This is a genomic window from Streptomyces sp. NPDC127190 (assembly GCF_042672505.1).
Classification (GTDB): domain Bacteria; phylum Actinomycetota; class Actinomycetes; order Streptomycetales; family Streptomycetaceae; genus Streptomyces.
In genome coordinates this window covers 40,748-64,266 of record NZ_JBHXVE010000035.1, presented here as the reverse complement: position 1 = coordinate 64,266, position 23,519 = coordinate 40,748, and the positions used below count along the sequence as shown (strand labels likewise).

General features: G+C 73.5%; 23 protein-coding genes. 8 read left to right on the top strand and 15 right to left on the bottom strand.

Annotation, left to right across the window (positions count from 1 at the left end):
• Positions 1–6: 6 nt before the first annotated feature.
• Genes ACFVIU_RS34935 through ACFVIU_RS34915 form a run of 5 tightly spaced genes read right to left on the bottom strand, consistent with a single transcriptional unit; the run spans position 7 to position 6,871 of the window.
• Positions 7–1,767: a lipid II flippase MurJ gene (locus ACFVIU_RS34935; RefSeq protein ID WP_385847526.1), complete on the bottom strand. Its 1,761-nt coding sequence runs from the start codon at positions 1,765–1,767 to the stop codon at positions 7–9.
• Positions 1,764–3,098: an O-antigen ligase family protein gene (locus ACFVIU_RS34930; protein ID WP_385847525.1), complete on the bottom strand. Its 1,335-nt coding sequence runs from the start codon at positions 3,096–3,098 to the stop codon at positions 1,764–1,766. The genes ACFVIU_RS34935 and ACFVIU_RS34930 overlap by 4 nt, the downstream gene beginning before the upstream one ends.
• 3 nt (positions 3,099–3,101) lie before the next feature.
• Positions 3,102–4,523 carry an exopolysaccharide biosynthesis polyprenyl glycosylphosphotransferase gene (locus ACFVIU_RS34925; protein WP_385847524.1) on the bottom strand — a complete coding sequence of 474 codons (1,422 nt, stop codon included), beginning with the start codon at positions 4,521–4,523 and terminating at the stop codon, positions 3,102–3,104.
• Positions 4,520–5,728 carry a glycosyltransferase gene (locus ACFVIU_RS34920; protein ID WP_385847523.1) on the bottom strand — a complete coding sequence of 403 codons (1,209 nt, stop codon included), beginning with the start codon at positions 5,726–5,728 and terminating at the stop codon, positions 4,520–4,522. Before ACFVIU_RS34920 ends, ACFVIU_RS34925 begins: the two co-directional genes overlap by 4 nt.
• Positions 5,729–5,782: 54 nt before the next feature.
• Complete coding sequence (locus tag ACFVIU_RS34915) at positions 5,783–6,871, bottom strand: DUF3344 domain-containing protein (protein WP_385847522.1); 1,089 nt, start codon at positions 6,869–6,871, stop codon at positions 5,783–5,785.
• 217 nt (positions 6,872–7,088) lie between these two features.
• Between ACFVIU_RS34915 and ACFVIU_RS34910 the strand changes: the two genes are divergently transcribed.
• The 8 genes from ACFVIU_RS34910 to ACFVIU_RS34875 all read left to right on the top strand — a co-directional run bounded on the left by ACFVIU_RS34910 (position 7,089) and on the right by ACFVIU_RS34875 (position 12,310).
• Positions 7,089–7,328: a chaplin gene (locus tag ACFVIU_RS34910; RefSeq protein WP_385847521.1), complete on the top strand. Its 240-nt coding sequence runs from the start codon at positions 7,089–7,091 to the stop codon at positions 7,326–7,328.
• Between the two features lie 183 nt (positions 7,329–7,511).
• On the top strand, positions 7,512–8,471 hold the full coding sequence (locus tag ACFVIU_RS34905) for a hypothetical protein (protein WP_385847520.1): 960 nt from the start codon (positions 7,512–7,514) through the stop codon (positions 8,469–8,471).
• A gap of 239 nt (positions 8,472–8,710) precedes the next feature.
• Complete coding sequence (locus ACFVIU_RS34900) at positions 8,711–9,001, top strand: hypothetical protein (RefSeq protein ID WP_385847519.1); 291 nt, start codon at positions 8,711–8,713, stop codon at positions 8,999–9,001.
• A gap of 156 nt (positions 9,002–9,157) precedes the next feature.
• Complete coding sequence (locus ACFVIU_RS34895) at positions 9,158–9,649, top strand: DUF5949 family protein (protein WP_385847518.1); 492 nt, start codon at positions 9,158–9,160, stop codon at positions 9,647–9,649.
• A complete protein-coding gene (locus ACFVIU_RS34890; RefSeq protein ID WP_385847517.1) occupies positions 9,649–10,233 on the top strand; it encodes a vitamin K epoxide reductase family protein in 585 nt (194 codons plus the stop codon). Before ACFVIU_RS34895 ends, ACFVIU_RS34890 begins: the two co-directional genes overlap by 1 nt.
• A gap of 112 nt (positions 10,234–10,345) precedes the next feature.
• Positions 10,346–10,861: a hypothetical protein gene (locus ACFVIU_RS34885; RefSeq protein ID WP_385847516.1), complete on the top strand. Its 516-nt coding sequence runs from the start codon at positions 10,346–10,348 to the stop codon at positions 10,859–10,861.
• A 122-nt stretch (positions 10,862–10,983) separates the two neighbouring features.
• Complete coding sequence (locus ACFVIU_RS34880; RefSeq protein ID WP_385847515.1) at positions 10,984–11,460, top strand: tyrosinase family oxidase copper chaperone; 477 nt, start codon at positions 10,984–10,986, stop codon at positions 11,458–11,460.
• Complete coding sequence (locus tag ACFVIU_RS34875) at positions 11,444–12,310, top strand: tyrosinase family protein (protein ID WP_385847514.1); 867 nt, start codon at positions 11,444–11,446, stop codon at positions 12,308–12,310. Before ACFVIU_RS34880 ends, ACFVIU_RS34875 begins: the two co-directional genes overlap by 17 nt.
• Before the next feature lie 67 nt (positions 12,311–12,377).
• Here ACFVIU_RS34875 and ACFVIU_RS34870 read toward each other — a convergent pair whose 3' ends face one another.
• The 10 genes from ACFVIU_RS34870 to ACFVIU_RS34825 form a co-directional block, all read right to left on the bottom strand.
• A complete protein-coding gene (locus ACFVIU_RS34870; protein WP_385847513.1) occupies positions 12,378–12,683 on the bottom strand; it encodes a chaplin in 306 nt (101 codons plus the stop codon).
• 152 nt (positions 12,684–12,835) lie between these two features.
• Positions 12,836–13,687, bottom strand: a complete 852-nt coding sequence (locus tag ACFVIU_RS34865) for a PhzF family phenazine biosynthesis protein (protein ID WP_385847512.1) — start codon at positions 13,685–13,687, stop codon at positions 12,836–12,838.
• Positions 13,688–13,712: 25 nt separating this feature from the next.
• Complete coding sequence (locus ACFVIU_RS34860) at positions 13,713–14,594, bottom strand: phytanoyl-CoA dioxygenase family protein (protein ID WP_385847511.1); 882 nt, start codon at positions 14,592–14,594, stop codon at positions 13,713–13,715.
• A 51-nt stretch (positions 14,595–14,645) separates the two neighbouring features.
• A complete protein-coding gene (aroA, locus tag ACFVIU_RS34855) occupies positions 14,646–16,013 on the bottom strand; it encodes a 3-phosphoshikimate 1-carboxyvinyltransferase (RefSeq protein WP_385847510.1) in 1,368 nt (455 codons plus the stop codon).
• 72 nt (positions 16,014–16,085) lie between these two features.
• Entirely contained in the window at positions 16,086–16,841 is a 756-nt protein-coding gene (locus ACFVIU_RS34850) for an iron-containing redox enzyme family protein (protein WP_385847509.1), read from the bottom strand.
• A gap of 68 nt (positions 16,842–16,909) precedes the next feature.
• Entirely contained in the window at positions 16,910–18,121 is a 1,212-nt protein-coding gene (locus tag ACFVIU_RS34845) for an NADP-dependent malic enzyme (RefSeq protein WP_385847508.1), read from the bottom strand.
• Complete coding sequence (locus ACFVIU_RS34840; protein WP_385847507.1) at positions 18,105–19,421, bottom strand: acetyl-CoA carboxylase biotin carboxylase subunit family protein; 1,317 nt, start codon at positions 19,419–19,421, stop codon at positions 18,105–18,107. The genes ACFVIU_RS34845 and ACFVIU_RS34840 overlap by 17 nt, the downstream gene beginning before the upstream one ends.
• 61 nt (positions 19,422–19,482) lie before the next feature.
• Positions 19,483–20,589 (bottom strand): DUF1611 domain-containing protein, encoded by a 1,107-nt coding sequence (locus ACFVIU_RS34835; protein WP_385847506.1) that lies wholly within the window; start codon positions 20,587–20,589, stop codon positions 19,483–19,485.
• Positions 20,590–20,692: 103 nt separating this feature from the next.
• Entirely contained in the window at positions 20,693–21,934 is a 1,242-nt protein-coding gene (locus ACFVIU_RS34830) for an acetyl-CoA carboxylase biotin carboxylase subunit family protein (protein ID WP_385847505.1), read from the bottom strand.
• A 216-nt stretch (positions 21,935–22,150) separates the two neighbouring features.
• Positions 22,151–23,425 (bottom strand): MFS transporter, encoded by a 1,275-nt coding sequence (locus tag ACFVIU_RS34825; protein ID WP_385847504.1) that lies wholly within the window; start codon positions 23,423–23,425, stop codon positions 22,151–22,153.
• Positions 23,426–23,519 lie beyond the last annotated feature (94 nt).

Here is a 23,519-nt window from a genome sequence, read left to right as displayed (position 1 = left end):
GCCGTGTCAACGCAGGGCATGGGCGAGCCTTCGGGTGAGGGTGCGTACGGACCGGAGTGCGGGGGCGACGCCGGGCGCCCCCAGCACCCAGCCGAGCAGCACGAAGACGACGGTGACGGTGGTGCCGCCGACCACCAGGCCGGCGAGCGGGGAGCGCGGCAGGCCGGCGGTCCAGGAACCCGCCAGGGCGGCGACCACCGCCGCGCGCAGCGGCCGGCTCAGCTCCCGCAGCACGAGCCGGACGCGGACGGGCACGCCGTGCGCCCGCGGCGCCTTCCGCTGCCCCGAGCCCGCCAGCAGCAGGGCGGCGGTGAGGGTGATGCCGGTGGCGTTGCCCGCGGCGATGCCGGTGACGCCCCAGCTGTCCACCGTCCAGGCGCCGATCCAGGAGGTCGCCACGATGCCCGCGGCCATGGCGCCCACCGGGTACCAGGTGGCGCGGCCCGCGGAGAACCAGGAGCGGACCAGCACACCGGTCAGCGTCTGGCCGAGCAGTCCGAGCGCGTACACCCGCATCACACCGGCGGTCGCCGCCGTGTCCGCGGCCGTGAACGCGCCCCGCTGGAACAGCAGTCCGATCAGCTGCGGCGCACAGGCCACGACCGCGGCGGCGCCGAGCAGCACCAGGCCCGCGGCGAGCACCAGATCCCGCTCCACCCGCTCGCGGGCCCCCTCGGTGTCGCCGTCGGCCAGTGCCCGGGCGACCACCGGGAAGGTGACCGTGCACAGCATCATCGACAGCGTCATCGGGATCTGGGCGACCTTCTGCGCGTAGTTCAGATGCGAGATGGCCCCGGCGGGCAGCGTGGAGGCGAGGAACCGCTCGATCAGCACCTGGGACTGCCGGCACAGCGCGAACAGCAGCACGGTCGCCAGCACCAGCACATCGATCGGCCGGCCCGCCGCGGCCGCCGCGGGCACCTGGGGAGCCGTACGGCGTCTGCCCAGCTCCCGCCAGAGCGGCGGCAGCTGGACCGCGACCATGAGGCAGCCGCCCGCCGCCACCCCGAACGCGGCCGACCGCACCCCCCACTGGCCGCCGAGGCCGTACATCGCCGTGACGATGCCGGTGTTGTAGGCGACGTAGATCGCGGCCGGGGCGAGGAAGCGGCGGTGGGCGCGCAGGGCCGCGCTGCAATACCCGGCGAGGCCGAAGCTCAGCACGCAGGTCGCGGTGAGCCGGGTGCAGTCCACCGCGAGGCCCGGGTCGTGCAGGCCCGGCGCGAGCGCCGCGACCAGCTGCGGGGCGCCCAGCGCGAGCAGCGCGCCGACGGCCGCGAAGGCCAGCGCCAGCCGGGGCAGCGTGCCCGCGACCAGCGAGCGGACCGGGTCCCCGGGGGCACCCTGCGCACGCCGGGCCAGTGCCGCGCTGAACGCGGGGATCAGCGCGAACGCCAGCCCGTCCTCGATGAGCAGGGTGGCCGCGAACTCCGGCACGGTCCAGGCGACGAGAAACGCGTCGGTGTCCTCGCCGGCCCCGAACAGCCGGGCCAGCGACTGGTCCCGCAGCAGCCCGAGCAACGCCCCCGCGACCGAGAGACACGCGGTGACGAGGGCCGCCCTGGCGAGGAACCGCCGACTCGGCACCCGCTCCCCGCCGCCCTCCCCGGCCCCCCGCGCCCCCGGCACCACGCCCGCACCGGCCTCCGCCCGGGCACGCGCCCCGACGACCCCTTCGGCACCGGCACCGGGAAACACCTCGGGACCGGCGACCGTGTCGGTACCGGCGACCGGCTCCGGTGTGGTGCCGGGGAGCGGGCTCGTCATCGCGCTGCCGCCTCTCCCCGGGGCGGGGTGGGTGGGGGGAGGTGGTCCGCGCCGGTCAGGGACCACCAGGCGACCAGGCCGAAGCAGACCGCCGTCAGGACGGTCGAGGGGCCGCCGATGTCGGCGTACGCGAAGTCCACCAGCTGCCAGACCAGCAGGCCGGTCGCGACCAGCGCGCAGTCCAGGCCCCGGCCGCCGGCCGCGCGGGCCCGGAGCAGGCCGCGCACGGCGCACACCAGCAGGGCCAGCCAGCCGCCCGCCAGGCACACCAGGCCGATCAGGCCCTGTTCGCCGAGGACGAGGAGGTACATGTTGTGCGGGGACAGCAGCGGCTGGCGGCGGAAGGCCGCGCCGGCGCCCTCCGTGTCGCTGCCGGAGGAGAGCGCGAGTGAGGCGTGTCCGTCGCGGTACGCGGGGAACGCCTTCAGACCGACCCCGGTCAGCGGGTGCTCGCGCCACATGTCCGTGGCCGCCGCCCACATCGTGTACCGGTCGGTGACCGACTGGTCGGGCGCGGCGGTGACCTGCGTGATGCTGTCGATCCGCTGCTGGAGCATCGCCGTACCCACACCGAGCCCGCCGACCAGGACCACGCCCGCGGCCACCACCGCCGCCCCGATCCGCAGCGCGCGGCGCAGCCCGGCCAGCACCAGCTGGACGGTGAGCGTCACGGCGGTGGCGATCCAGGCGCCCCGGCTGAAGGACAGCGCGAGCGGGAGGAGCAGAGCGAGGGCGCACAGGGCGGCGCCGGCGCGGGCGCGTGCCGTACCCCGGCCCAGGGCCAGGCCCACCGCGCAGACCAGCCCGAAGGAGACCACCGTCGCCATGCCCATCACATCGGTCGGCCCGAAGGTGCCGACCGCGCGGATGTCCTCGCCCTGGTAGGAGGCGCCGGTCCCGGTGACGTACTGGTGCACGCCGACCGCGCCCTGCCAGCCCGCGAGCGCCACGAACGCCCAGGCCAGCAGCCGGAAGTCGGCCCGGTCCCGGATGAGCAGCAGCACCGCGGCCGGCACCAGGACGAAGATCTGGAGGTAGCGGCCGAGGCCGGTGATCCCGTCGCCCGGGGTCAGCGCGTTCATCGCGGCGAGCGAGACACCGAGCACCGGCAGACCCAGGACCACCGCGGCGGTACGGCCGAGAGGGCGCCGGCGCGCGCGCAGCAGCCGTACCGCGCAGCCGGCGACGACCAGCGCGGACAGCGCGTCGGCGGGGCCCGCGCCGCCCTCGCCGCCGGGGGCAGCCGGCAGCGCGAGCAGGGCGACCACGGCGACCACGGCCAGCACCGGGGAGAGCCGGGCCGGGCGGCGCGACGGCAGGGCGAGGGCCATGGGTCAGCTCCCCGTCGGGCGCACGAGCGCGGCCGCGGTGCGCAGCAGGATGCAGATGTCCTGCCACAGCGACCAGTTGTCGATGTAGGCGTTGTCGAAGCGGGCCCGGTCCTCGATGGAGGTGTCCCCGCGCAGGCCGTTGACCTGGGCGAGCCCGGTGATGCCGGTCTGCATGCGGTGGCGGGCCGCGTAGCCGGGGTAGGTCTGGCCGAACTGGGCGGCGAAGTAAGGGCGTTCGGGGCGCGGGCCGACCAGGCTCATGTCACCGCGGAAGACGTTCCACAGCTGGAGCAGCTCGTCCATCGAGGTCTTCCGCAGGAACCGGCAGAAGCCGCTCATCTGGCGCTCGCCGGCCACGCTCCACCGGGTGGCGGCCTCGTGCTCGTCGGCCGGGCGGTGGGTGCGGAACTTCAGCAGGGTGAAGGGGCGGCCGTCCTTGCCGATGCGTTCCTGCCGGAACACCACGCCCGGCCCGTCGGTGAGCCGCAGCACCACCGCGCACACCAGCAGCACCGGGCTGACCAGGACCAGCAGCGTCCCGGAGAGCACCACGTCCAGCAGCCGCTTGCCGGGGCTGGTGCGCCGCCCGGTGCCCAGGTCCAGCCGCCGTACGGCGAACCCGGCGAGCTGCTCGTGCACCTCGTACGCCGGGCAGTCCGCGTCCAGTTCCCACACCGCGCAGCCGGACTCGGCCAGCGCCCGCAGCAGCGGGCCCTGGGCGGTGCGTACGGCCGGGTCCACGGTGAGCACCACCCGCACCCCGTTCTGGATGAGCGCCCGCTCCACCTCCTCGCCGGTCTCCAGCACCGGCAACCCGCCGCCGCCGTCCGGGTGTTCGGCGACCACCCCCACGGGCCGCACCCCGCAGCGCGGGTGCCGCAGCAGCGCGGCGGACACCCGCTGCGCGGTCGCGGCGGGCCCGATCACCAGGGCGGTGCGCGGGTGCCGCAGCAGCGCCACCCGGCGCCGCCAGTGCACCAGGCCCCGGCCCGTACAGGCCGCCGCCGCGTGCAGCGCCCAGCCGAGCAGCAGGGTCCGGGCGGTGAGGGCGTGCGCGGGGGCGTGCGCGGCGAGCAGGGTGGCCAGGCCCAGCCAGGCCACCGCGATCCGGCCGCACACCGCGGGCAGTTCGTCGAGGACACCGGGCACCGGGCGCGCCGTGTGCGGGCGCAGCAGCAGTGCGCCGGACACCAGGGCGGCCACCAGCAGCGGCCGGTGGGCCGCCGCGTCCAGCGCGGCCGCGCCCGCCAGCGCGGCGGCCAGGTCGGCGGCGAGCAGCGGCAGCGGTGGGACGGGCCGCGCCGGCGGGCGGCGCAGCGGGAACCGGAAGCCGCCGGCGGCACGGGCCGGCAGCACCGAGACGGGCGAGAATCCGCGGTCCCATGGCTGCGCGCCGGGGGAGGGGACGGTACTTTCCGCAGTCACGAGTGGATGGACTCCCTGCACTCGGTGGGCACGGGGTGGGCTGGTGGGCGGTGCGCCTGCGGGGCGCCGCGGCCGTCGGCGGCGCCGAGGAGTTCGCGGTACAGGTCCGCGACCCGGGCGGCGGTGTGCCGTACGTCGTGCGCGGCCAGGACGTGCCGGCGGCCCGCGGCGCCGAGTGCCGCGCCGAGCGGCGGGTCGGTCAGCAGCGCGGTGATCGCCGTGGCCAGGGCCGCGGGGTCCTCCGGGGGGACCAGGCAGTGCGGGACGAGGGCGGGCGGCAGGCTCTCCCGGGCGCCGTCGACGTCGGTGAGTACGACGGGCCGGCCGCAGCCCAGTGCCTCCAGCGGGGCGAGTGCCATGCCCTCCCAGCGGGAGGGGAGCACCACCAGATCGGCGGCCCGGTACCAGGGCAGCGGATCGGCGACGGCACCGGTGAAGTGCACGCGGGGGTGGGCGAGTTGCCGTAACGCGTCGCGGTCGGGACCGTCGCCGACCAGCACGAGCCGCGCCTGCGGCACCGCGCGCCGTACGTCCTCCCAGGCGCGCAGCAGGACGTCCTGGCCCTTCTGGCGGCACAGCCGGCCCACACAGACGACGAGCGGGGCGGCACCCTCCGCGTCGTCGTCATCGTCGGCGGCACCGTCCGCGTCGCCCGGTCCGGGTGCGAAGCGGTCGGTGTCGATGCCGTTGGGGACGACCGTGTACGTCGCCCGGATGCCGGCCCTGCGGCCGGTGGCCAGCTCCGCCTCGCTGACGCAGAGCACCCGGTCGGCCCAGCGCGCCCCCCACCGCTCCCAGCGCAGCGCGAGCGCCGCGGTGAGGCCGCCGACCGCCTCGAACGACCAGGCGTGCGGCTGGAACACCGTCGGGATCCGGCCGCGCACGGCGAGCCGGGCGGCCAGACCGGCCTTGGCGCTGTGGGCGTGCAGCAGTTCGGGCCGTACCTCGTCGAGCAGACGTCCGAGCCGCCGTACCTCTCCCGGCAGGCCCGGACCGGGGGAGCGGCCGGCCCGCCACGCGCGCACCTCGGCGCCCAGGTCCCGGGCGCCCCGGGCGAGTTCGCCGCCGGGGCAGGCCACGGTGACCGGCAGGCCCGCCGCGAGCTGGGCCCCGACCAGGTCCAGTACGACCCGGGCGACACCGCCGTCGACGGGTTGCGCGAGGTGCAGGACCCGCGGCCGAGGGTCGGGTGCTGACTGGTGCATTCGCGGGATACCTCGCTCCGGGGTGCGCTCGGGGGCTGCGGTCGGGAACGCGCCTCACACCTGCGCGTCGACGGCGGCGAAGAGCACGCCGGCCCATGCCGTGTCCGCGTGGGAAACGAGCCGGAAGCCCGGCTGGTCACCACCGCGTTGCAGGGCCGGGGCGAGATCGAACACGTCGGAGTCGTAGCCGAGCGTGTTGACGTAGGCCGGAACCCGCTGCGCCGGTAGGTCGTCCGGTTCGCTGATCGTGGAGTTCAGTACGTCGTCCGGGGGATCGGCGGCATCGCCCAGTGCGACCGGCGTACGCCGGGGGCCGGGGGAGAGGGTGAGCGAGTCGCCGGAGCTGTCCCGGTCGCCGTCGTACGCCACCAGCCCGGCGCGCCCGCTCGCCCCGGCGGGCACCCGCACCCCGCGCAGCCGGACGTCGAGCGGCTGGTCGAGCGCGTCGAAGCCGTCCCACAGGGACAGCGTGCGCAGCGGCTCCGCCGGGTTCTCGTACGCCACCACCAGCGTCCAGCCGCCCCAGGCACCGGCCGCCGATCTGCCCATGGCGGTGTTGACCTGCGCCACGGTGTACAGCCCCGAACCGCTGCCGCGGACCAGCTCGGTGACGTCCGCGGAGGCCTGGTAGGCGTCCGCGCCGTGCGCCACCTGGTGGCCCACGACCGTGTCGGCGAGCAGCTCCTTGTACGCGCCGCCCGGCTCGGCGATCAGCACCCGGCCGTCGTCGGCGGGCGGCTTCTGCTCGCCGACCCGCAGATTGCCGCCCCAGTACAGCCGGGCGTAGGTCACCCGGCCGCCCTCGGGGACGCGGACCTCGGCGCGGGAGGAGTTGTAGGTGTCGGGGTTGTCGTCGACGTCGACGTAGAACATGTCGAAGTCGTCGTTCACCCCGCCCTGTCCGGCGCGGGCCGCCGCGCAGTCGGGGGCCTCGGGGGAGCGGCAGGTGATGGTGGTGTCGGCCGCGCGGACGAACCCGCCGTGCTGGACGGCGTGGTAGCGCTCGGCGAAGCCCAGGCGGGTCGCCTCGGGCGCGGGCGGGGCGGCCGGCACGGCGGGGCGGGCGTGGGCGGGGGAGCAGAGGGCGGTCAGGGCGAGCGCGCTCGCCGTCGTACGCAGCAGCGGACCCAGGAACTTGCGCATGACCGGCGGTGCCCTTTCCCACGTACTGGAGAGGTCCGCAACTCTAGTGGCCATCCGTACCAATACGGAGAAACCGGGCAAGTGTGTCGGAATCGTGAAGGCGTTCCACCGGGCGCTTCACTCCATTGGCGGCGCAACCCCCCGGCGCGCCACGCGTTGACACAGCGCTGGGCATCCCCGCCCGGATGTTTGTTTCGATCTCAAGGAGCACCTCTCCATGTCGCGTATCGCGAAGGGCCTGGTCCTGACCTCCGCCGCCGTCGCGGCCGTCGCCGGCGGCGCCGGTGCGGCCTCCGCCGACGCCGGTGCGAACGGCGTCGCCGCCCACTCGCCGGGCGTGCTGTCGGGCAATGTCGTCCAGATCCCGATCCACGTGCCGATCAACGTCTGCGGCAACACCGTCGACATCATCGGCCTGCTGAACCCGGCGTTCGGCAACACCTGCGTCAACGACTGACGTCGGGACGCAACCCTTCGGCCGGCCGTCCGCCCTCGATCCAGCGTCGCGGGGCGGGCGGCCGGTTTTGCGCTCCCCCGGACGGATCACAGCGGGTGTTCGCGCGGTTGCGAGGTGTGATCGATGAACCGACGGTGGGCTCAGGTCCTGGTATTTCACCGAAGCCCGCCGAAAGGAACTCCCATGCGTGGTCTGCCCGCGCGGCGTCTCGCGTCCACCACCCTCTGCGCCGCGGTCCTGGTCGGTATCACCGGCCCGGCCGCCGTCGCAGCCGACTCGGCACACGAGCGCGCCCATGCTGCTTCGCGGGCGCCCGTCCCCGGAGCCGAGAAGCTGCTCGCCCAGGTCAGAGCCCTGCACCAGACCGGCTCCGTCCTCAACCCGGTTGTCGTCCTGCTGGAGCAGTCGCTGCAAAAGGGCAAGCTCCCCGCCGACCAGGCCAGAAGACTCGGCGCCGCGGCCAAGGAGGCCATCGCCGAGGCCGCGACCCGCCCGGTGGCCCAGACCGCCCCCAAGCCCACGACACCGGCCGCGCCGACGACGCCCGCCACCCCGACGGCCCCCGCCACCCCCACGGCGCCCGCCACTCCGACGACCACGACCGTGCCGGCCGCGGCCACCCCCGCCGCGCCGGCCAAGCCGGCCACCCCCACCGCCCCGGCCACCCCGACGGCACCCGCGACTCCGACGGCCCCCGCCACGCCCACGGCCCCGGCGACCCCGACCGCGCCCGCGCCCGCCACCCCCACGGCCCCGGCCACTCCCACCGCGCCGGCCACGCCGACGGCCCCGGCGACCCCGACCGCGCCCGCGACCCCCGCGGCCCCGGCCGCCCACTCCCTGCCCGCGGCCGCCGCTCTCCCGCTGAGCGCGAAGACCAGTCGTGACGGGAACAAGCTGCCCTCGGCCCGTGACCTCACCGACGACGCGCTGAGCGCGCTGGAGAAGGCGGTCGACAGCCTGGTGGACGCGGTCACCTCCGACCTCGACAAGCTGGTCTCCTCCGCCACCGGCGTCGTCGACGGCCTGGTCAACCTGTTGACGACCACGCTCCTCGGTAGCGGCCTGCCCACCCCCAGCCTGGCCTCGCTGCCCTCCCTGCCCTCGGCGCCCGCGCTGCCGAGCCTGCCGGCCACCGGCTGATCCGGGCCGGCTCCGCCCCCACCCCCTCGGCCGTCGTGCCGTGGCCGCCCCGGCCGCGGTGCGACGGCCGAGGGGTTTTCCGGCGCGGCGCGTGCGTGTTGCCCGGTATTTTCCCGGAAAACCGCTTTTCGCGGATCTCATATGTCTTCTGCACGCGGGGTTTCCGGCCCGGCCGGGACTCGTTAGGCACGGCGTCAGAATCCCCAGGGGTGACGTGAGTTGCCGAAGAAAGGAACACGATGAAGTCCCTGAAGGCTGCCGCCGTCGTTGCCGGTTCCCTGGCCCTCGCCGGTGCCGCCGCGCCCGCGTTCGCCTACAACGCCGCCGACGTGACGCCCACCAGCCTCAACGGCGCCGTCAACCAGCTCACCAAGGGTCCCCTCACGCTGCACGACGCGATGCCGATCCAGCACCAGTCGGACGCGCTCGACAGCGAGAACAAGGACTCCGTGCTCCACACGGTCAAGGGCGCCACCGGCGCGCTGAACCAGCACAACCCCCTGCTCGGCGGCCTGCCCCTGCAGAGCTGACGCCGTTCCCGTGCGCCGGGCCGGTACCGCACCCGCGGCACCGGCCCCCGGTGTTTTGGGGGTCTTTCCCTCGTTCGTGTGGAGCGGCCGCCGGCACTGGTCCGGAAGGGTGAGAAGCCGCCCGGGGGCGCCCGGAGGCGTCGATAGGGTCGCGCGGTGACCTCATCCTCAACCGAAACCCGTCCCGCCGACCTCGGCACGCTGGTCGTCCTGGCCTGGAGCGGCGAGGCCCCCGACGGCTCCGACATGCCCTATCTGCTGGCCTACTCCCTCGGGGACGCCGAGGGTGGCCCGGAGGCGACGGCGGCAGCGGTCGAGCAGCTGCTGACCGGCAACGGACTGCCGGTCGGCGGCGAACTCGTCGACGGCGCCAGCCGGCCCAGCCTCCCCGTCAGCCTGCTGGTCGAGGCGGGCCAGGCCGTGGTCCGCATGCCGCAGCTGGTCGCCCAGGCCGACGCGCCGCCGGAGTGGCTCGCCGCCGTCGCCGAACGCGGCTACGCCTACCTCGTCTTCACCACCCGGGCCTGGCCCGAGGGACGGCCCGGACAGCCCGTCGAGGCGGCCGACCTGGCCGCGTTCGCGGGCGCCGAGGAGACCCTGAACGCCGCCGCGCACGTCGTCCTGCCCGCCACCAGCCTGCGCGGCTGATGCCCAAGGCCCTGGCCGGCGGCCGGGGGTTCGGTGTGCTGCTGGTGCTCACCGGCGCCGCCGGACTGCTCGCCTCCTGGGTCATCACCCTCGACAAGTTCAAGCTGCTGGAGAACCCGGGGTTCGTGCCCGGGTGCAGCCTGAACCCGGTGGTGTCCTGCGGCAGCGTGATGAAGAGCCACCAGGCCCAGGTCTTCGGGTTCCCCAACCCGATGCTGGGCCTGGTGGCCTACGGCATCGTCGTCTGCGTCGGGGTGAGCCTGCTGGCCGACGCCCGCTTCCCCGGCTGGTACTGGCTGCTGTTCGAGGCCGGCAGCGCGTTCGGCATCGGCTTCGTCTCCTGGCTCCAGTTCCAGTCGCTGTACCGGATCGACGCGCTGTGCCTGTGGTGCTGCCTGGCCTGGGTCGCCACCATCCTGATCTTCTGGTACGCCACCGCGCTGGTCGTCCGCCACGGCTATCTGCCCGCCCCCGCCTGGCTCAGGACCTTCTTCGCCGAATTCACCTGGGTGCCGCCGCTGCTGCACATCGGCGTGGTCGGCATGCTGATCCTGACCCGCTGGTGGGACTTCTGGACGAGCTGACTATTACGGCACTCGGGGGAATTGCGGACGGATGCCGTTTTCCCGCTCGGACGGCGCCAGTTACGCGGTACGGACGTCGAACCCCCACACCCCGGAAGGGACCGTAGCTGACATGAAGCCGACCACCCGAGGAACCCTTGCCGCAGTCGTCACGGGAGTCGCGGCCGCGGTGGGTGCCGCAGCCACCCCCGCCGCAGCGGTCGGCACGGTCCCCGTCCCGGTGCCGCTGGAGGGCGTGTCGCAGTCGCTGGGCATGGAAGTGCCCAAGGCCTCCCTGGAGCTGCCGCTGATCATGCCGGAGGCACCCGACGGGCCGCGCTATGTCACCGGCCGCCTGGTGCCCGACCGGACCCTGCCCCAGGTGCCGGTCAGCGGCGCGCTGCCCGGCGTCGACCTGCGGGCCCCGCTGCCCCGGCTGCTCGGCGACCGGTTCGACCACGTCGCCCTGAACGCCCCCGCCAACGACCTGCACACCCTCGCCCCCGGTCTGAGCGCGGACCTCCCCCTCACCGCGCCCAACCCCGACAACTTCGGCCTGCCGGACCTCAAGCTGCCCCAGCTCGGCGTCCTCGCCCCGGTCGTCCGGACCGTCGCCGGCGGCGACCTGGGCACCGGCCCGGGCCTGTAGAGCCGCTCCGGAATAGGACCCCGGCCAGGCGGTGATGCGCCGGATGGCCCCCCGGCGGTGACCCCGCCCGCCCTCGACCGGTTAGCCGGTACGGACAGCAGAACCCGGACGAGGAGCGAGCGATGGTCGTCGGTGTCGGTGCAATGGCGGTGGGGACGGAGCAGCAGACCAGAACGGGGGCGGCCAGACCGTCCCGGCGGGAGGCGGCCCGGGGCCTGCTGGCCTCGGCCGCCGCGCTCGCCCTGGCCCCGCTGGTGGCCGCCTCCCGCCCGCTGCCGCCGGCCCCCGGCCCCGGCAGCACCTCCTTCGACGAGACCTACCGGGGCCGTCGCATCCAGGGCGTGGCGGTGCCGGTCGCCGGGCGCAGGACCGCCGACGGCGACTGGCGGATCACCATCGACGGCCACCCGCTGCACCTGATGCGGCGGGCCGACGGCACCTGGCTGAGCATGCTCGACCACTACACGTCGTACGCCACCCCGCTGGAGGCGACCCGCGCCGCCGTCGACGAGATCGGCCCCGGCCGGCACCTGCGCGACCTCGCACCGGGGCCGATGGACCATGCGCACATGGGGGGCTCCGATGGCGTACGTGCGTAAGGACGTCAGCACGCTCACCCCGAGCGAGCGACGGCGGTTCGTGAACGCGCTGCTGGAGCTCAAACGGCGCGGCGAGTACGACGAGTTCGTGCGCATGCACATCGACCACTTCAACCCCGACGGCGAGACCGGTCTGCGCACCGCGCACATGGCCCCCTCCTTCCTGCCCTGGCACCGCCGGTTCGTGCTGGAGCTGGAACGGGCCCTGCGCCGCGTCGACTCGTCGGTGACGGTGCCGTACTGGGACTGGACCCGGGACCGTACGAAGACCTCCGTGCCCTGGACGAAGGACCTGCTCGGCGGCACCGGGCGGCGCTCCGACCGGCAGGTGACGACCGGCCCGTTCGCCTACTCGGCGGGCCACTGGACCCTCAAGGTGGGCGTCACCGACGGCAGGTTCCTCACCCGGGACCTGGGCCGCGCCGCCGCACCGCTGGAGCTGCCCACCCGGAGCGATCTCCAGTGGGCGCTGGACGAGACCGTGTACGACGCCTGGCCCTGGGACTCGACCGCCGGCCGGGGCTTTCGCAACCGGCTGGAGGGCTGGGGGACGGGCACCGGCAACGCCTCCTGGCACAACCACAACCGGGTGCACCGCTGGGTCGGCGGTGCGATGGTGGGCGCCGCCTCCGTCAACGACCCGGTGTTCTGGCTGCACCACGCCTTCATCGACCTCCAGTGGCAGCGCTGGCAGCACGCCCACCGCGACCACCGCTACCTGCCGGCCGAGCCGCCCGGCCTCGCGGACGACCAGCACGCCCGGGTCGTCGCCCGGCACCAGAAGCTGCCGCCGTGGGACGAGACGCCCGACCAGCTGGAGGACGTGAGCGGGATCTACCGCTACGCGTGACGGGCCCGCACACACCGGAGCCCCGGCGCTCGGAGTGCCGGGGCTCTGCTGTGTGCGCGGGAACGGATCAGTTGCCGTAGCCGTTGTCGCCGTAGTGGCCCGGGCCGGGCTGGCCGGGGGTGCCGCTCTTGTGGACGCCGTTGACGCAGGTGTTGCCGAACGCCGGGTTCAGCAGGCCGATGATGTCGACGGTGTTCCCGCACAGGTTGACGGGGATGTCGACCGGCACCTGGAGCACATTGCCGGACACCACGCCGGGCGAGCCGACGGCAGCACCCTGGGCGCCTGCGTCGGCCAGGGCCAGGCCGGCCCCGCTGATCACCACGGCGCCGGTACCGAGGGCGACGGCGGCCGCCTTCGCGATGCGAGACATCACGTTCTCCTTCTGTCCGCTCTGAAGAGCTCGTTGCTCGGAAAAGTGCGGCGGCAAAGCCAGCCGCCGCACTTCCCGTTCAACGTCGCTGCGCGAAGGCGGTCACGGTGAGCGGCCGGGGATCACCCTTTCATCGCCGTGTCGCCCGGGTGTCAGCCAGCGGCGAGCCGGGCGGCGCCTCCGACATGGACGCCGGGGCGCCCGGGGTCCGGGCAGGAGGCGGTGACGGTGGCGGGGCTGCCGAGCGCGTCGCCCATGTCGACGGCGATCTCGGTGACGCCCCGGGTGGCCAGGTGCGCGGCGAGGCACGCCGTGCTGTTGGCGTTGGCGATGTCCTCCGGCACGCCGATGGACGGCGCGAACATGCGGGCGGCGAGGGAGCCCCGGTCGGAGGGCGGTGAGTAGACGTAGGCGCCGAGCAGGCCGAACCGGTCGCAGGCGGCGCGCAGCCGGTCCTGGTCCGGGGCCAGCGCGGCGAGCGCGGCGCGGTCGGCGACGGGCACCAGGATCCGCTCCCGGCCCACCCCGGCCACCCGCAGGTCCGGCCCGGCCGCGTCCGGTCCCAGACCCAGCGCGGGCAGCACCGAGGAGCGCTCGGCGCCGGTCGCCTCGCGCAGCTCCACCGGACCGGCCGGGAAGGCGGCCGTGAGCCGGTCCCCGTGCCGTTCGGCGCGGCCGTCGAAGACGCGCCGGGCGGTGTGCAGGGTGACCCGGTACGGCTCCCCGTCCCCGGTGCCGGCCCGCGCGGCGAGGAACGCCAGCGCGGCGACCGTGCCGTGCCCGCAGGCGGGAAGTTCCTCCTCCGCGGTGAAGAAGCGCAGGTCCGCCTCCGGGGCTCCGGGCCGGACCCGCACGTACACGGCGTGCGAGGTGCCGTACTCGGCGGCGACGCGACGGCGCTCGGTGTCGCTCAGCGGCCGCTCCTCCAGCACCACCGCGGTGGGGCTGCCGCCCGTGCCGTCGCGCAGGCAGGCGTGGACGAGGGTCACGGGCGGCGTGCTCATCGGCGGTGCCCCGGACGGGCGTCGGTCACTTGCTGTCCTCCAACGTGGCGTACCCCGTGACAGCGGCCTTGTCGGACGTGTGGGCGCCCTCCTGGAGCTGGAAGAGGGAGCCGAAGGGGCGCTCGGCCAGCGGCAGCCGCCAGGCCCCGGCCTCCACCCGCGCGGTGTGGGACAGGCTACCGCGCAGCAGGGTCACCCCGGGCTCGTTGTGCGCCGCGTGCGGGCCGAAGTAGATGGGGTAGGCGTCGGCGGCGCGGTAGGCCGGCAGGAAGGCCCGGCGGTAGCGGTCCGAGAGGTTCTGCGCGGAGTAGTGCAGCAGCAGGCAGTGGATGAAGACCACGCTGCCCGCCGGCGCCTCGATCGGCACGGCCAGCGCCGGGTCGGGGGCGGCGTCGCCGCTCACCTTGCCGCGGAACCAGCCGTCGACGTAGTGGTCGGCCATGCCCTGCCGGTGCGAGCCGGGGATGGCGCGCAGGCAGGAGTTCTCGACGGTGGTGTCGTCCAGGTAGATCAGCGCCGTCACCAGGTCGGTGTTGGTGTGCGGGTAGTAGGCGAAGTCCTGGTGCCAGTCCACCTCGCTGCCGACCTGCGGCGCCTTGAGGTGCAGCTTGCTGTAGTGGAACAGGATGTCGGGGCCGATGAGCTGCTCGACGGCGTCGAGCAGCTTCGGGGCGGCCGCCGCCCGTTCGAACGCGGCGTGCTGCTTGGTGGGCGACCAGATCCGCCGGGCCATGCCGCGGTCCCCGGGCTCCACTTCGGCGACCGACCCGATGTCGGGGACACTCAGGATCTCGGTGATGGCGTTGTTCAGCTCGGCGACCTCGTCGGGGTCGAAGAGGCGCTCGGCCACGGCGAAGCCCTGCTCGCGATAGTCCTTCGCGAGCGCGGCCGGGTCGTATCCGGACATCGGTGGCGGTTCCTTCCAGAGGGGCTCGGTTGGTGGGTGTGCTCGGCCTGCTCAGCCGACGGCTACCGCCGGTTCCCCGGCCTGCGCGGCTTCCCCGGCTTCCTCGACGACCGACGTGGTGACGCCCGCCTTGGCGAACTCCGCGAAGAACTCCGGGAAGGAGAGTCGGACCTCCTCGGAGCCGGTGTACCGGTTGGGCGACTGCATGCGCAGGCCGGCCACGAACAGCGACATGAAGATGCGGTGGTCGCCCCAGTGCGAGAAGGTGACGCCGCCGGGGTAGGTCGGCGCGCCGCGCACCTCGAAGCCGTCGCAGACGCCGTCGACGTACAGGGGCTCGATGTCGACGCCCGCCCGGGTCAGCTCGGTGACCATCGCCTCGATCCGGGAGGCCTTGTGGAAGGCCGTGACGCGGGCGCCGGTGACCCGCAGGGTGCCCTCGACATAGGCGCCGATGGCCGCCAGGGTGGGCACGATGTTCGGGCAGTCGGTGGCGTCGACGTGGAAGTCGCCGCGCAGACCCTCGGCGGGGCTGTCCACGGTCAGGGTGGCGGCGGCGCGGTCGAGCGTCATCCGCAGCCCGAGCCGCTCCAGGATGCCGATGATCGCCGACTCGCCCTGGGTGGTGGTGCCGTGCACATGGGTGAAGACCGTCCGCCCCGGGTACAGGGCGGCCGCGGCCAGGAGATAGGAGGCCGAGGTGTAGTCCTCGTGCACATGGACGTCCTGCGCCCGGTACCGGGAGGGCTCCACCCGGTAGTTGCGGTAGTCGTCGGAGGCGGTGACCTTGACGCCCGCCTGCCGCAGGGTGTGCAGGGTCTGCTCGATGTACGACTTCGAGTGGACCTGGCCGGCCACCTCGATCTCCACCGGCCGCTCGGCGAACGGCGCGGCGAACAGGATGGCGGTGATGAACTGCGAGCTGACGTTGCCGGGCAGCCGGCAGCTGCCGCCCTTGAGCCGGCCGCCCCAGTTGACCACCGGCGCGTTGCCGTCGCGGCACACGGACTCGATGTCCGCGCCGAGTTCGCGCAAGGCGTCCAGCAGCGGTGACATGACGCGCTTGCACAGGGTCTCGTCACCGGTCACCACGACCGGTTCGGACAGCATGGAGGTCAGGGCCGTCAGGGTCCGGAACACCAGTCCGGAGCCCTTGGCCTGGATCATCGTCCGTCCGGGGTGCTTCAGCCCGCCGGACCCGGTGATCTCCAGGTGGCCGTCGTGTTCGACGATCTCGGCGCCCAGCGCACGGCAGGCGTTCTTCATCGTCTCGGTCTCGTCGCAGCGCAGGTCGTTGGCGATGCGCGAGCGGCCCTCGGCGAGGGTGCTCGCCAGGATCGCCCGCTGCGTCTCCGGCTTCGAGGAGGGGACACGGAACGTCCCCGAGAATTTCGCGATGGGTTCAACCCTCAGCAGCATTCCGTCTCCGGGTGCTCTCGGTCGTGGACGAGGACCGGGACGGGCGGGGGCCGCCCGTCCCGTCGGGCCGGGTCAGACGGCGGCCGACTCCTTGTGCTTGGCCACGGTGTCCTCGTAGATCTCCCGGAAGAACATGGCGAGGATCTCCTGGACGTCGTCCAGGTACTTGAACACCTTGCGGTAGTCCTCCTCGCTGAAGATCAGCTGCTCCAGGACCTTCCACATCTCCATGGAGTGGTCCTCGGTGGTGTCCACGTGGAGGTGGGCGGCCTGGCCCTTGACCTTCTCCTTGCCGAGCCGCTCCTGGAGGTTCTTCACGATCGCCGGCTGGAGCTTGGCCTGGGTGTACTCCACCAGGTAGTTGGAGACGACCGGGGCGAGCGGTCCCTCGTGCTCCAGCGCGTAGTAGAAGAAGCCCTCGAACAGGCGCGTGGACAGGTACGGCTCGGTGTTGTAGATCTCGTCCAGGGTGATGCCGGCCGACTCGCAGTCGCTGATGTACAGCTTGTCGTGGAGCATCTCGTCGGCCTGGTAGTGCGCGTAGTCGTGGGCGGCCTTGGGCGAGATCTGGGCGATCTTGTAGATGGCCTTGGACTGGCTGACGCGGGAGAGCCGGATCCGCCACACGTGCTCGATGAGGGTGCGCTTGTAGTACGCCTCGTGGAGCTCCGGGTCCGTCATGTGGGAGGCGAACGGAACGGTGTTCTTCCACTCCTCCATCTTCTTGTCCATGTAGGCGTCCAGCTCCGCCTTCGCCTTGCGGCTCTGCTCCTCGTCGGCGAAGTACGGCTTCGGATGGGTGATCCCGGTGTTCTGCACGCGGTTCATCGCGGTCTCCTTGTGGTGTCGCCGGTCCGCCCCGCTCGGGTCGGCGGGCGGACGGGCGGAGGGACGGATCACAGCGGGAAGGACGGGTGGGTGGCGTCCGGCGCGGCGGCGGCCTCGGCGACCGCCTTCGCCACGTGCGGGGCCACCCCGTCGAAGATGTCGGGGACGATCCGGCCGCGCTCGAGCGCGGCCTCGTCGACCAGCTCGGCGATGGCCCGTGCGGCGGCGGTCTTCATCGCCTCGGTGATGCGGGGCGCCCCGGCGTCGAAGGCGCCCCGGAAGATGCCGGGGTAGCACAGCCCGCAGTCGATCTGGTTGGGCAGGTCGCTGCGGCCCGTGGCGAGGATCGCGGCGATGCCGTCGACCTCGTCCGGCAGGAACTCGGGGGAGGGGTTGGACAGGGCGAAGACGACCGGCCGCGCGGCCATGGTGCGCAGGTCCTCCGGGGCGAGCACACCCCGCCCGGCGTAGCCGACGAACACATCGGCGCCGGCCAGCACCGAGCGCAGCGAACCGGTCTCCTGCCCGGGGTTGGTGTGCTCGGCGAACCACCGCTTGGCGTCGCCGAGTCCGGCGAGGTCGGGGCGGCCGCGGTGCAGGGCGCCCTGGCGGTCGCAGGCGACGATGCGGCGCACCCCGGCGTCCATGAAGAGCCGGGCCGTCGAGGTGCCCGCGGCGCCGGTGCCGGCGATGACGACCTTGAGGCCGGCGAGGTCCTTGTCCACGACCTTGGCGGCGTTGATCAGCGCGGCGGTGGCGGCCACCGCCGTGGCGTGCTGGTCGTCGTGGAGGACGGGGATGTCCAGCTCGGCGCGGAGCCGGTCCTCGATGGCGAAGCAGCGCGGCGCGGCGATGTCCTCCAGCATGATGCCGCCGAAGGTCGGTGCCACGCAGGCGACCGTGCGGACGATCTCGTCCACGTCATGGGTGTCGAGGCAGAGCGGGAAGGCGTCGATGCCCGCGAACTCCTTGAAGAGCAGCGCCTTGCCCTCCATGACGGGCAGCGCGGCCAGCGGCCCGAGGTCGCCCAGGCCGGACACGGCGGTGCCGTCGGTGACGATGGCGACGGTGTTCCGCTTGACCGAGAAGCGGCGGGCCTCCTCGGGGTCGCGGGCGATCCGCTGGGCGACCCGGGTGAAGCCCGGGGTGTAGACGCGGGCCAGGTCCGTCCGGTCGCGCAGCGGGACGGTGGCACGGATCTCCAGCTTGCCGCCGGTGTGGAGGTCGAAGACCGGGTCGTTGGGGTCGTCGGTGCCGGTCGGCTCAGCGGTAGCGGACATGGAAATGCTCCGTCGCGTGGCGGTCGAGGAAGTCAACTTCGGCGGCGAGGTCGGCGGCCGCCACGTCCCACAGCGCGTCCATGAGACAGATCGCCCGGTCCGACTCGTCCAGCCGGGTGCCCGGCTCGACGTGCAGCTTCAGGATCCGGGGCGGGCGCGTGGGCGGGTCGAAGCCGATGGCGTCGACGGTCCGGCCCTTCTCCCCGTACTTGCTGAGGAACAGGGTGCCCCTGGTGGCGGTGCCGGCCCGGAGCGCCTCCAGCTGCGAGACCTCGGTGAGGCGGGCCAGGAAGGCGTCCGTGCCGTCGGCGGGCAGCAGCAGCGACTCGGTCCACAGCGACAGCAGCGAACACCCGGTCACCGCCTGCACGCTGGCGTCGATCAGGCTGCCGCCCATCCGCGGGTTGATCTCGATGATCTCCCAGCGTCCCCGGTCCGCCCAGTACTTGGCCTCGATGTGGAAGGCCCCCGCACTGAGCCCCAGCTCCCGTAGCGCGCCGAGGCAGCTGGAGACGAACTCGGCGCCCTCCAGCACGAGTTCGCGGTCCAGGCAGACCGGCGGGCTGATGGACATCGCCTCCAGCGTGGTCCGCGCGTGCCGCTCCACCCGCGCCTTCTCGTGCACGCACAGATGCCGGGCCTCGCCGCCGAGGACGACCGTCTCGAAGCTGAACTCCGGTCCCTCGACGTACTCCTCGACCAGGAAGTCGTACTGCTCCATGAAGATCGCCTGCATACGGCGGTCACTGCGCATCTGCTGCTGGATCGCCGGCAGGTCCGCCAGGTCCTTCGGATCCTCCAGGGTGAAGGCCGCGAAGGACGACGCGCCGCGCACCGGCTTGACGAACCACCGGGTCGCGGGGTCGAGGTCGGGGACCGTGCCGGGGGTCAGCCGGGTGCCGCGCACCTCGCTCAGTCCGCGCTCGAAGAGGAACCGGCGCAGCTCGAACTTGTCCAGGCACAGCCGCAGCGCGGCCACGGCCGAGTCGTGCGCGCCGAGCAGCTGGTTCAGCTCGGCCATCAGCAGCCGGTAGCCCTCGAAGGTGGCGAGGGCCGCCTGGACCGTGTAGCCACGCGTGGCGAGTTCGCGCACCGCCTTCTCGACGTCGCCGAAGCCGAGCACCGGGTCCTCGGTGACCACGCAGTCCGCGAGGTGCCGGCGGGACTCGGCCAGCGCCTCGGGGTGTTCCGGGCGGGAGCTGACGGCGACCAGCGGCAGACCGAGCCGCGCGGCCGCCGCCGCGGCCTCCTCGGTGAAGGACTTGCCTTGGTGCATCAGCAGCAGAACTGCTTTCTCCACGTGTGCACTTCCTTTGCATACGCACTGCACCGCGGGGGCGCAGCGAGCGAAGGGCGGGCGGTCAGCGAAGGACCCGGGTGATCCGGGCGCGCTGGAGTTCCGCGGTGGTGCGCTGGTGCTCCTGGAGGATCTCCACCAGCCGGCCGGCGCCGCCGTCGCGGCACGGGTCGACGACCGGCAGCCCGGTCTCCGCCTCCAGCTTCTCCGCCTCCCGCCGGAAGTCCTCGTCGGAGAAGCCGGCGCTGTTGACGCTGACCGCGGCGACCTTCGCGGGCCGCTCGAAGACGGTCAGCTCCTCGTTCATCCGGATCAGCTCCGGCAGCGGGATGATGGGCGTGTCCCAGACCTTCGTACGCTCCGCGCCCAGCCGGTGGCAGAAGACCAGGACGTTCGGCAGGGAGCCGTGCAGGATGGCCAGGGCCACACCGCTCGCGCCGATGTGGTTGAGCGAGCCCTGCCCCTCCACGACCACCCAGTCGTTCCCGGCCGCGGCGCCCAGCACCACCTGCTCCACGGCGCCGCCCATGAAGTCGCCCGGCACCCCGTCGACGGCGACACCGTGGCCGGAGATCATCATGCCGCTCTGCCCGGTCGCCGCGAACCCGGTGGCGATGCCCCGGCGGTTGGCCTCCTGCCAGATCTGGAGGCCCGTGGTCTTCTTGCCGATGTTGGAGTCGCTGCCGCAGGTGTGGATGATCCAGGTGTCCAGATCCAGCACCCGGGCCTTGTTCAGCGGGACCTCGGGGGCGTCCTTGGTCTCCCAGATGATGCTGCCGCTCTCGTCCGCGGCCCGCGCCAGCTCCGGGTCGGTGCGCAGCCGGAAGTGGATGGAGTTGATGATGTGCAGGCCGCCCCGCAGCGCGGACAGCAGATGCGGCCGCCAGTTCTCCGGCAGGTCGGCGGAGTGCAGCCCCTTGCCGATGACCAGCACCTCGGGGTGCAGGTGCTGCACGTCCTCCAGCCGGGCGACGACGGGGATCGAACCGCCGTAACCGAGCACGTCCTGCACGGTCTTGCCCGCCTGGGCGCTGTCGATCACGGCGACGACACGGTCCGCGCGGTAGCGGAGGAGGGAGGCCGCGACCTTGCTCGTGAACAGGCCGAAGCACTCCTCGGCGAACACGACCAGCTTCTTGTCGACCAGCTCGGCATGGTTCGGCTGACTCACGCGTCTTCCTCCACGGATCGATGCTTGGACTGCGGACCGGTACTGCGGAACGGCGCTGTGGTGAATCGATACTGCGGTCGAGGGACGGACGGTTCCCCCAGGGCTAGGCGGCAGGTTCGGCCGTCAGCCGGTAGTCGTCGAGCACCCGTTGTACGGCGGCCTCGATCTGCTCCTGCGGCCCGCCCCGGAAGAGGAAGCGCCCGCCCTGGAGCGTCGCGTACGAGCCCGCCTGCTCGACCAGGACATCCCCCGGCTCGGGCACCAGCTCCCGGTAGAGGAAGGGGACCCGGCCGAGGAGCGGGGTCGCGGAGAGCACACGCTGCGGCAGCGGCCGCGGCCCCGGGATCGTCAGCCAGCCCCCGCTTCGGGACAGGTCGGGCGCGGGCGGCTGGACGGGCCGGCCCAGCAGGACGTCGACCCACAGCCGGAACAGGTTGACCCCGTGCACGTCGTGGATGACGTAAGGGACGTCCGCTCCCGGCACCCGCGCGCCGACCTCCAGGAACACCAGCTCCCGCCCGGTGTCGAACAGCTCCAGATGGAACGCGGAGCCGCGCAGGCCGAGCGCGCTCAGACAGCGCAGGGCGAAGTCCTCGCAGCGCGCCCGGACCTCCGGGTCCGTCTGGAGCACGGAACCCAGCGGCTCTCCGAGCAGCTCGAACCGCAGACAGGTGGAGAGATAGCGCGAGGTGCACAGGAACAGCGGCTTGCCCGTCTGGTCCAGTACGCCGTCCACGTGCAGGATGTCGCCCTGGACGAACTCCTCCATCTCGTACCCGTCCAGGCTCTGCTCCGCGCACAGGGCACGCAGCTGACCGGCCGAGGCGATCTCGCGCACCCCGAGGCTGGACGCTCCCCGCTTCGGCTTGACGATCAGCGGGAAGCCCAGCTCCTCGGCGTCCGCGAGGACCTGGTCCGCCGAGCGGCACTCCGTCCAGCGCGGCACCCGCAGCCCGGCCTCGGCCAGGACGGACTTCATGACGGTCTTGTCGCGGAACCGGGCGGTCTGCTCGACCGTGGCACCGGGGATCCCATGCCGTTCGCGGATCGTCGCCGCCAGCTCCAGGAGGAACTCCGAGAACCCGATGACATGGTCGAACGGGCCCTCGGCGCGGACGATGCCGTCGACGCGTGCCAGCACGTCGTCCAGGTCGGTGAAGTCCGGTACGACGTGCACGCGGTCCGCGTCGGCCGGGATACCGCTTCGCCCCTTGTCGTCGCAGACATAGGTGACGTGGTCCCGGTCCGGGTCGAAGAGGTCCTCGGGAGAGGCGAGTCGGTTCTCCCAGCGGCGGACGTCAGGGTGCCGGGACCACCGGTTCAGGAACAGGATCTTGCCCGACATGGAGAATGCCAGCCCTCACTGCTCGCGGTGTCCAGTGACAGGTGCGGCCGGTCGGCGACGCCGGCAGGTCGGCTCGACTCCGGCACAACGCCGCCGTCGTGCTCGCGGCGTCCCTCATCCTGTCAGCTGAGCAGCGCCCCCAGAATAGGACCTAAGTCCCAACTGTCCTTTGCTGCGGAAGGGTTGCGTCCGCACACGCGCCCATGCTGAGCGCGGTCAGGGGGCGGTCCGCGGCCGGGTGCGGTCCGACCAGCTCACGACGTACGGCATGAGCAGCCCGACGACCAGGAAGACACCGCCCATGGCGAGCCAGCCGGGACGCCCCCCGGCGATGCAGACCATGCTCAGCAGCGGCGGCCCCACCGCGTTCGACAGGCCCTGCCCGATGCCGTACAGGCCGGAGTACTGGCCCTGGGCGTGCGCCGGGGCGAGGCCGAAGGACAGCTCGAACGAGGCCGCCGTGTGCCACAGTTCGCCGAAGGTGTGCACCACCACGCCCACCGCGACGACGGCCGCGGCCAGCCAGCCGGGCGCCCCGCCGGCCACTGCCATCAGGGCCATGCCCACCAGGAACGCCAGCCCCGCGCGGCGCACCGTGCGGCCGGCCGCCGCGTTGCCGTCGATGCCCCGGCTCGCCCGCACCTGGAGGCACACCACCAGCACCGTGTTGACGGCCACGCTCGCCCCGACGAACCACCGCGGCGCCTGGGTGTGCCCGATGATCCACAGGGGCAGGGCGAAGACCAGCACCTGGTTCTGGATGGACATGATCCCGTCCAGGGCGGTGAGCACCAGGTACGGCCGGTCCTTCAGGGCGGTCCAGCGGTCGCCCTCGGCCGGTGCGCCGACCGGCGGCAGGGACGGGATGCGGGTGGCGATGGCCGCGCAGACCAGGAAGGTGGCGGCGTTGCCGAGAACCAGCGCGAGATACGCGCCGCGGGTGTCCAGCTGGACGACGACACCGGCGGCGAGGGCGCCGCACCCGGCGGCGATGTTGTTCAGGGCCCGCAGATAGGACCGGTACCGGGTGGGGTGGGGGGCGCCCACCGCGCGGGTCAGCGGTCCCCGGGCGGCCGTACCGGCCGAGTTGGCCAGTTCGACCAGGCACATGCAGACGACGAACCAGACGAAGGAGTGGACCAGGACCAGGGCCGCCATCGCGACGGCCTGGACGGCCAGCGCGCCCTGGTAGACCTCGCGCGGACCGCGCCGGTCCGCCAGGTGGCCCACGGGGACGCCGGCCACCAGGCCGACCAGGGCCGCGATGCCCAGGCCCGCGCCGACCTGGGCGACCGGTATGCCGACCGAGCGGGTGAAGAAGAGCGCGGCGCCGGTCATGAAGAGGCCGTTGCCGATCATGTTGACGAAGGTGGCGGCGGCCAGGGCGCGTTTGGGGCCCGGCTCGGGCAGCAGCCCGCGGGCCACCAGCCGGGACGGTAAGTCCCGGCTGCCGCTTCGCGCCGTACCGCCGGTCTGCTCTGTGGTGTCCATCGGCTCCCCTCGGGCACTGCTGCCCCGGCCGTGGGTTCCGCGCACCGGGGCCCCTCTGACTGATGTGACGGCACGGTAGCGGCCGGGGTCGACG

Coding starts and splice junctions, on each gene's coding strand:
- ACFVIU_RS34930 (WP_385847525.1), bottom strand. CDS start 3,098: ATGGCCCTCGCCCTGCCGTCGCGCCGCCCGGCCCGGCTCTCCCCGGTG.
- ACFVIU_RS34825 (WP_385847504.1), bottom strand. CDS start 23,425: ATGGACACCACAGAGCAGACCGGCGGTACGGCGCGAAGCGGCAGCCGG.
- ACFVIU_RS34920 (WP_385847523.1), bottom strand. CDS start 5,728: ATGCACCAGTCAGCACCCGACCCTCGGCCGCGGGTCCTGCACCTCGCG.
- ACFVIU_RS34870 (WP_385847513.1), bottom strand. CDS start 12,683: ATGTCTCGCATCGCGAAGGCGGCCGCCGTCGCCCTCGGTACCGGCGCC.
- ACFVIU_RS34875 (WP_385847514.1), top strand. CDS start 11,444: ATGGCGTACGTGCGTAAGGACGTCAGCACGCTCACCCCGAGCGAGCGA.
- ACFVIU_RS34860 (WP_385847511.1), bottom strand. CDS start 14,594: ATGTCCGGATACGACCCGGCCGCGCTCGCGAAGGACTATCGCGAGCAG.
- ACFVIU_RS34935 (WP_385847526.1), bottom strand. CDS start 1,767: ATGACGAGCCCGCTCCCCGGCACCACACCGGAGCCGGTCGCCGGTACC.
- ACFVIU_RS34830 (WP_385847505.1), bottom strand. CDS start 21,934: ATGTCGGGCAAGATCCTGTTCCTGAACCGGTGGTCCCGGCACCCTGAC.
- ACFVIU_RS34890 (WP_385847517.1), top strand. CDS start 9,649: ATGCCCAAGGCCCTGGCCGGCGGCCGGGGGTTCGGTGTGCTGCTGGTG.
- ACFVIU_RS34910 (WP_385847521.1), top strand. CDS start 7,089: ATGTCGCGTATCGCGAAGGGCCTGGTCCTGACCTCCGCCGCCGTCGCG.
- ACFVIU_RS34900 (WP_385847519.1), top strand. CDS start 8,711: ATGAAGTCCCTGAAGGCTGCCGCCGTCGTTGCCGGTTCCCTGGCCCTC.
- ACFVIU_RS34905 (WP_385847520.1), top strand. CDS start 7,512: ATGCGTGGTCTGCCCGCGCGGCGTCTCGCGTCCACCACCCTCTGCGCC.
- ACFVIU_RS34915 (WP_385847522.1), bottom strand. CDS start 6,871: ATGCGCAAGTTCCTGGGTCCGCTGCTGCGTACGACGGCGAGCGCGCTC.
- ACFVIU_RS34885 (WP_385847516.1), top strand. CDS start 10,346: ATGAAGCCGACCACCCGAGGAACCCTTGCCGCAGTCGTCACGGGAGTC.
- aroA (WP_385847510.1), bottom strand. CDS start 16,013: ATGCTGCTGAGGGTTGAACCCATCGCGAAATTCTCGGGGACGTTCCGT.
- ACFVIU_RS34850 (WP_385847509.1), bottom strand. CDS start 16,841: ATGAACCGCGTGCAGAACACCGGGATCACCCATCCGAAGCCGTACTTC.
- ACFVIU_RS34865 (WP_385847512.1), bottom strand. CDS start 13,687: ATGAGCACGCCGCCCGTGACCCTCGTCCACGCCTGCCTGCGCGACGGC.
- ACFVIU_RS34845 (WP_385847508.1), bottom strand. CDS start 18,121: ATGTCCGCTACCGCTGAGCCGACCGGCACCGACGACCCCAACGACCCG.
- ACFVIU_RS34880 (WP_385847515.1), top strand. CDS start 10,984: ATGGTCGTCGGTGTCGGTGCAATGGCGGTGGGGACGGAGCAGCAGACC.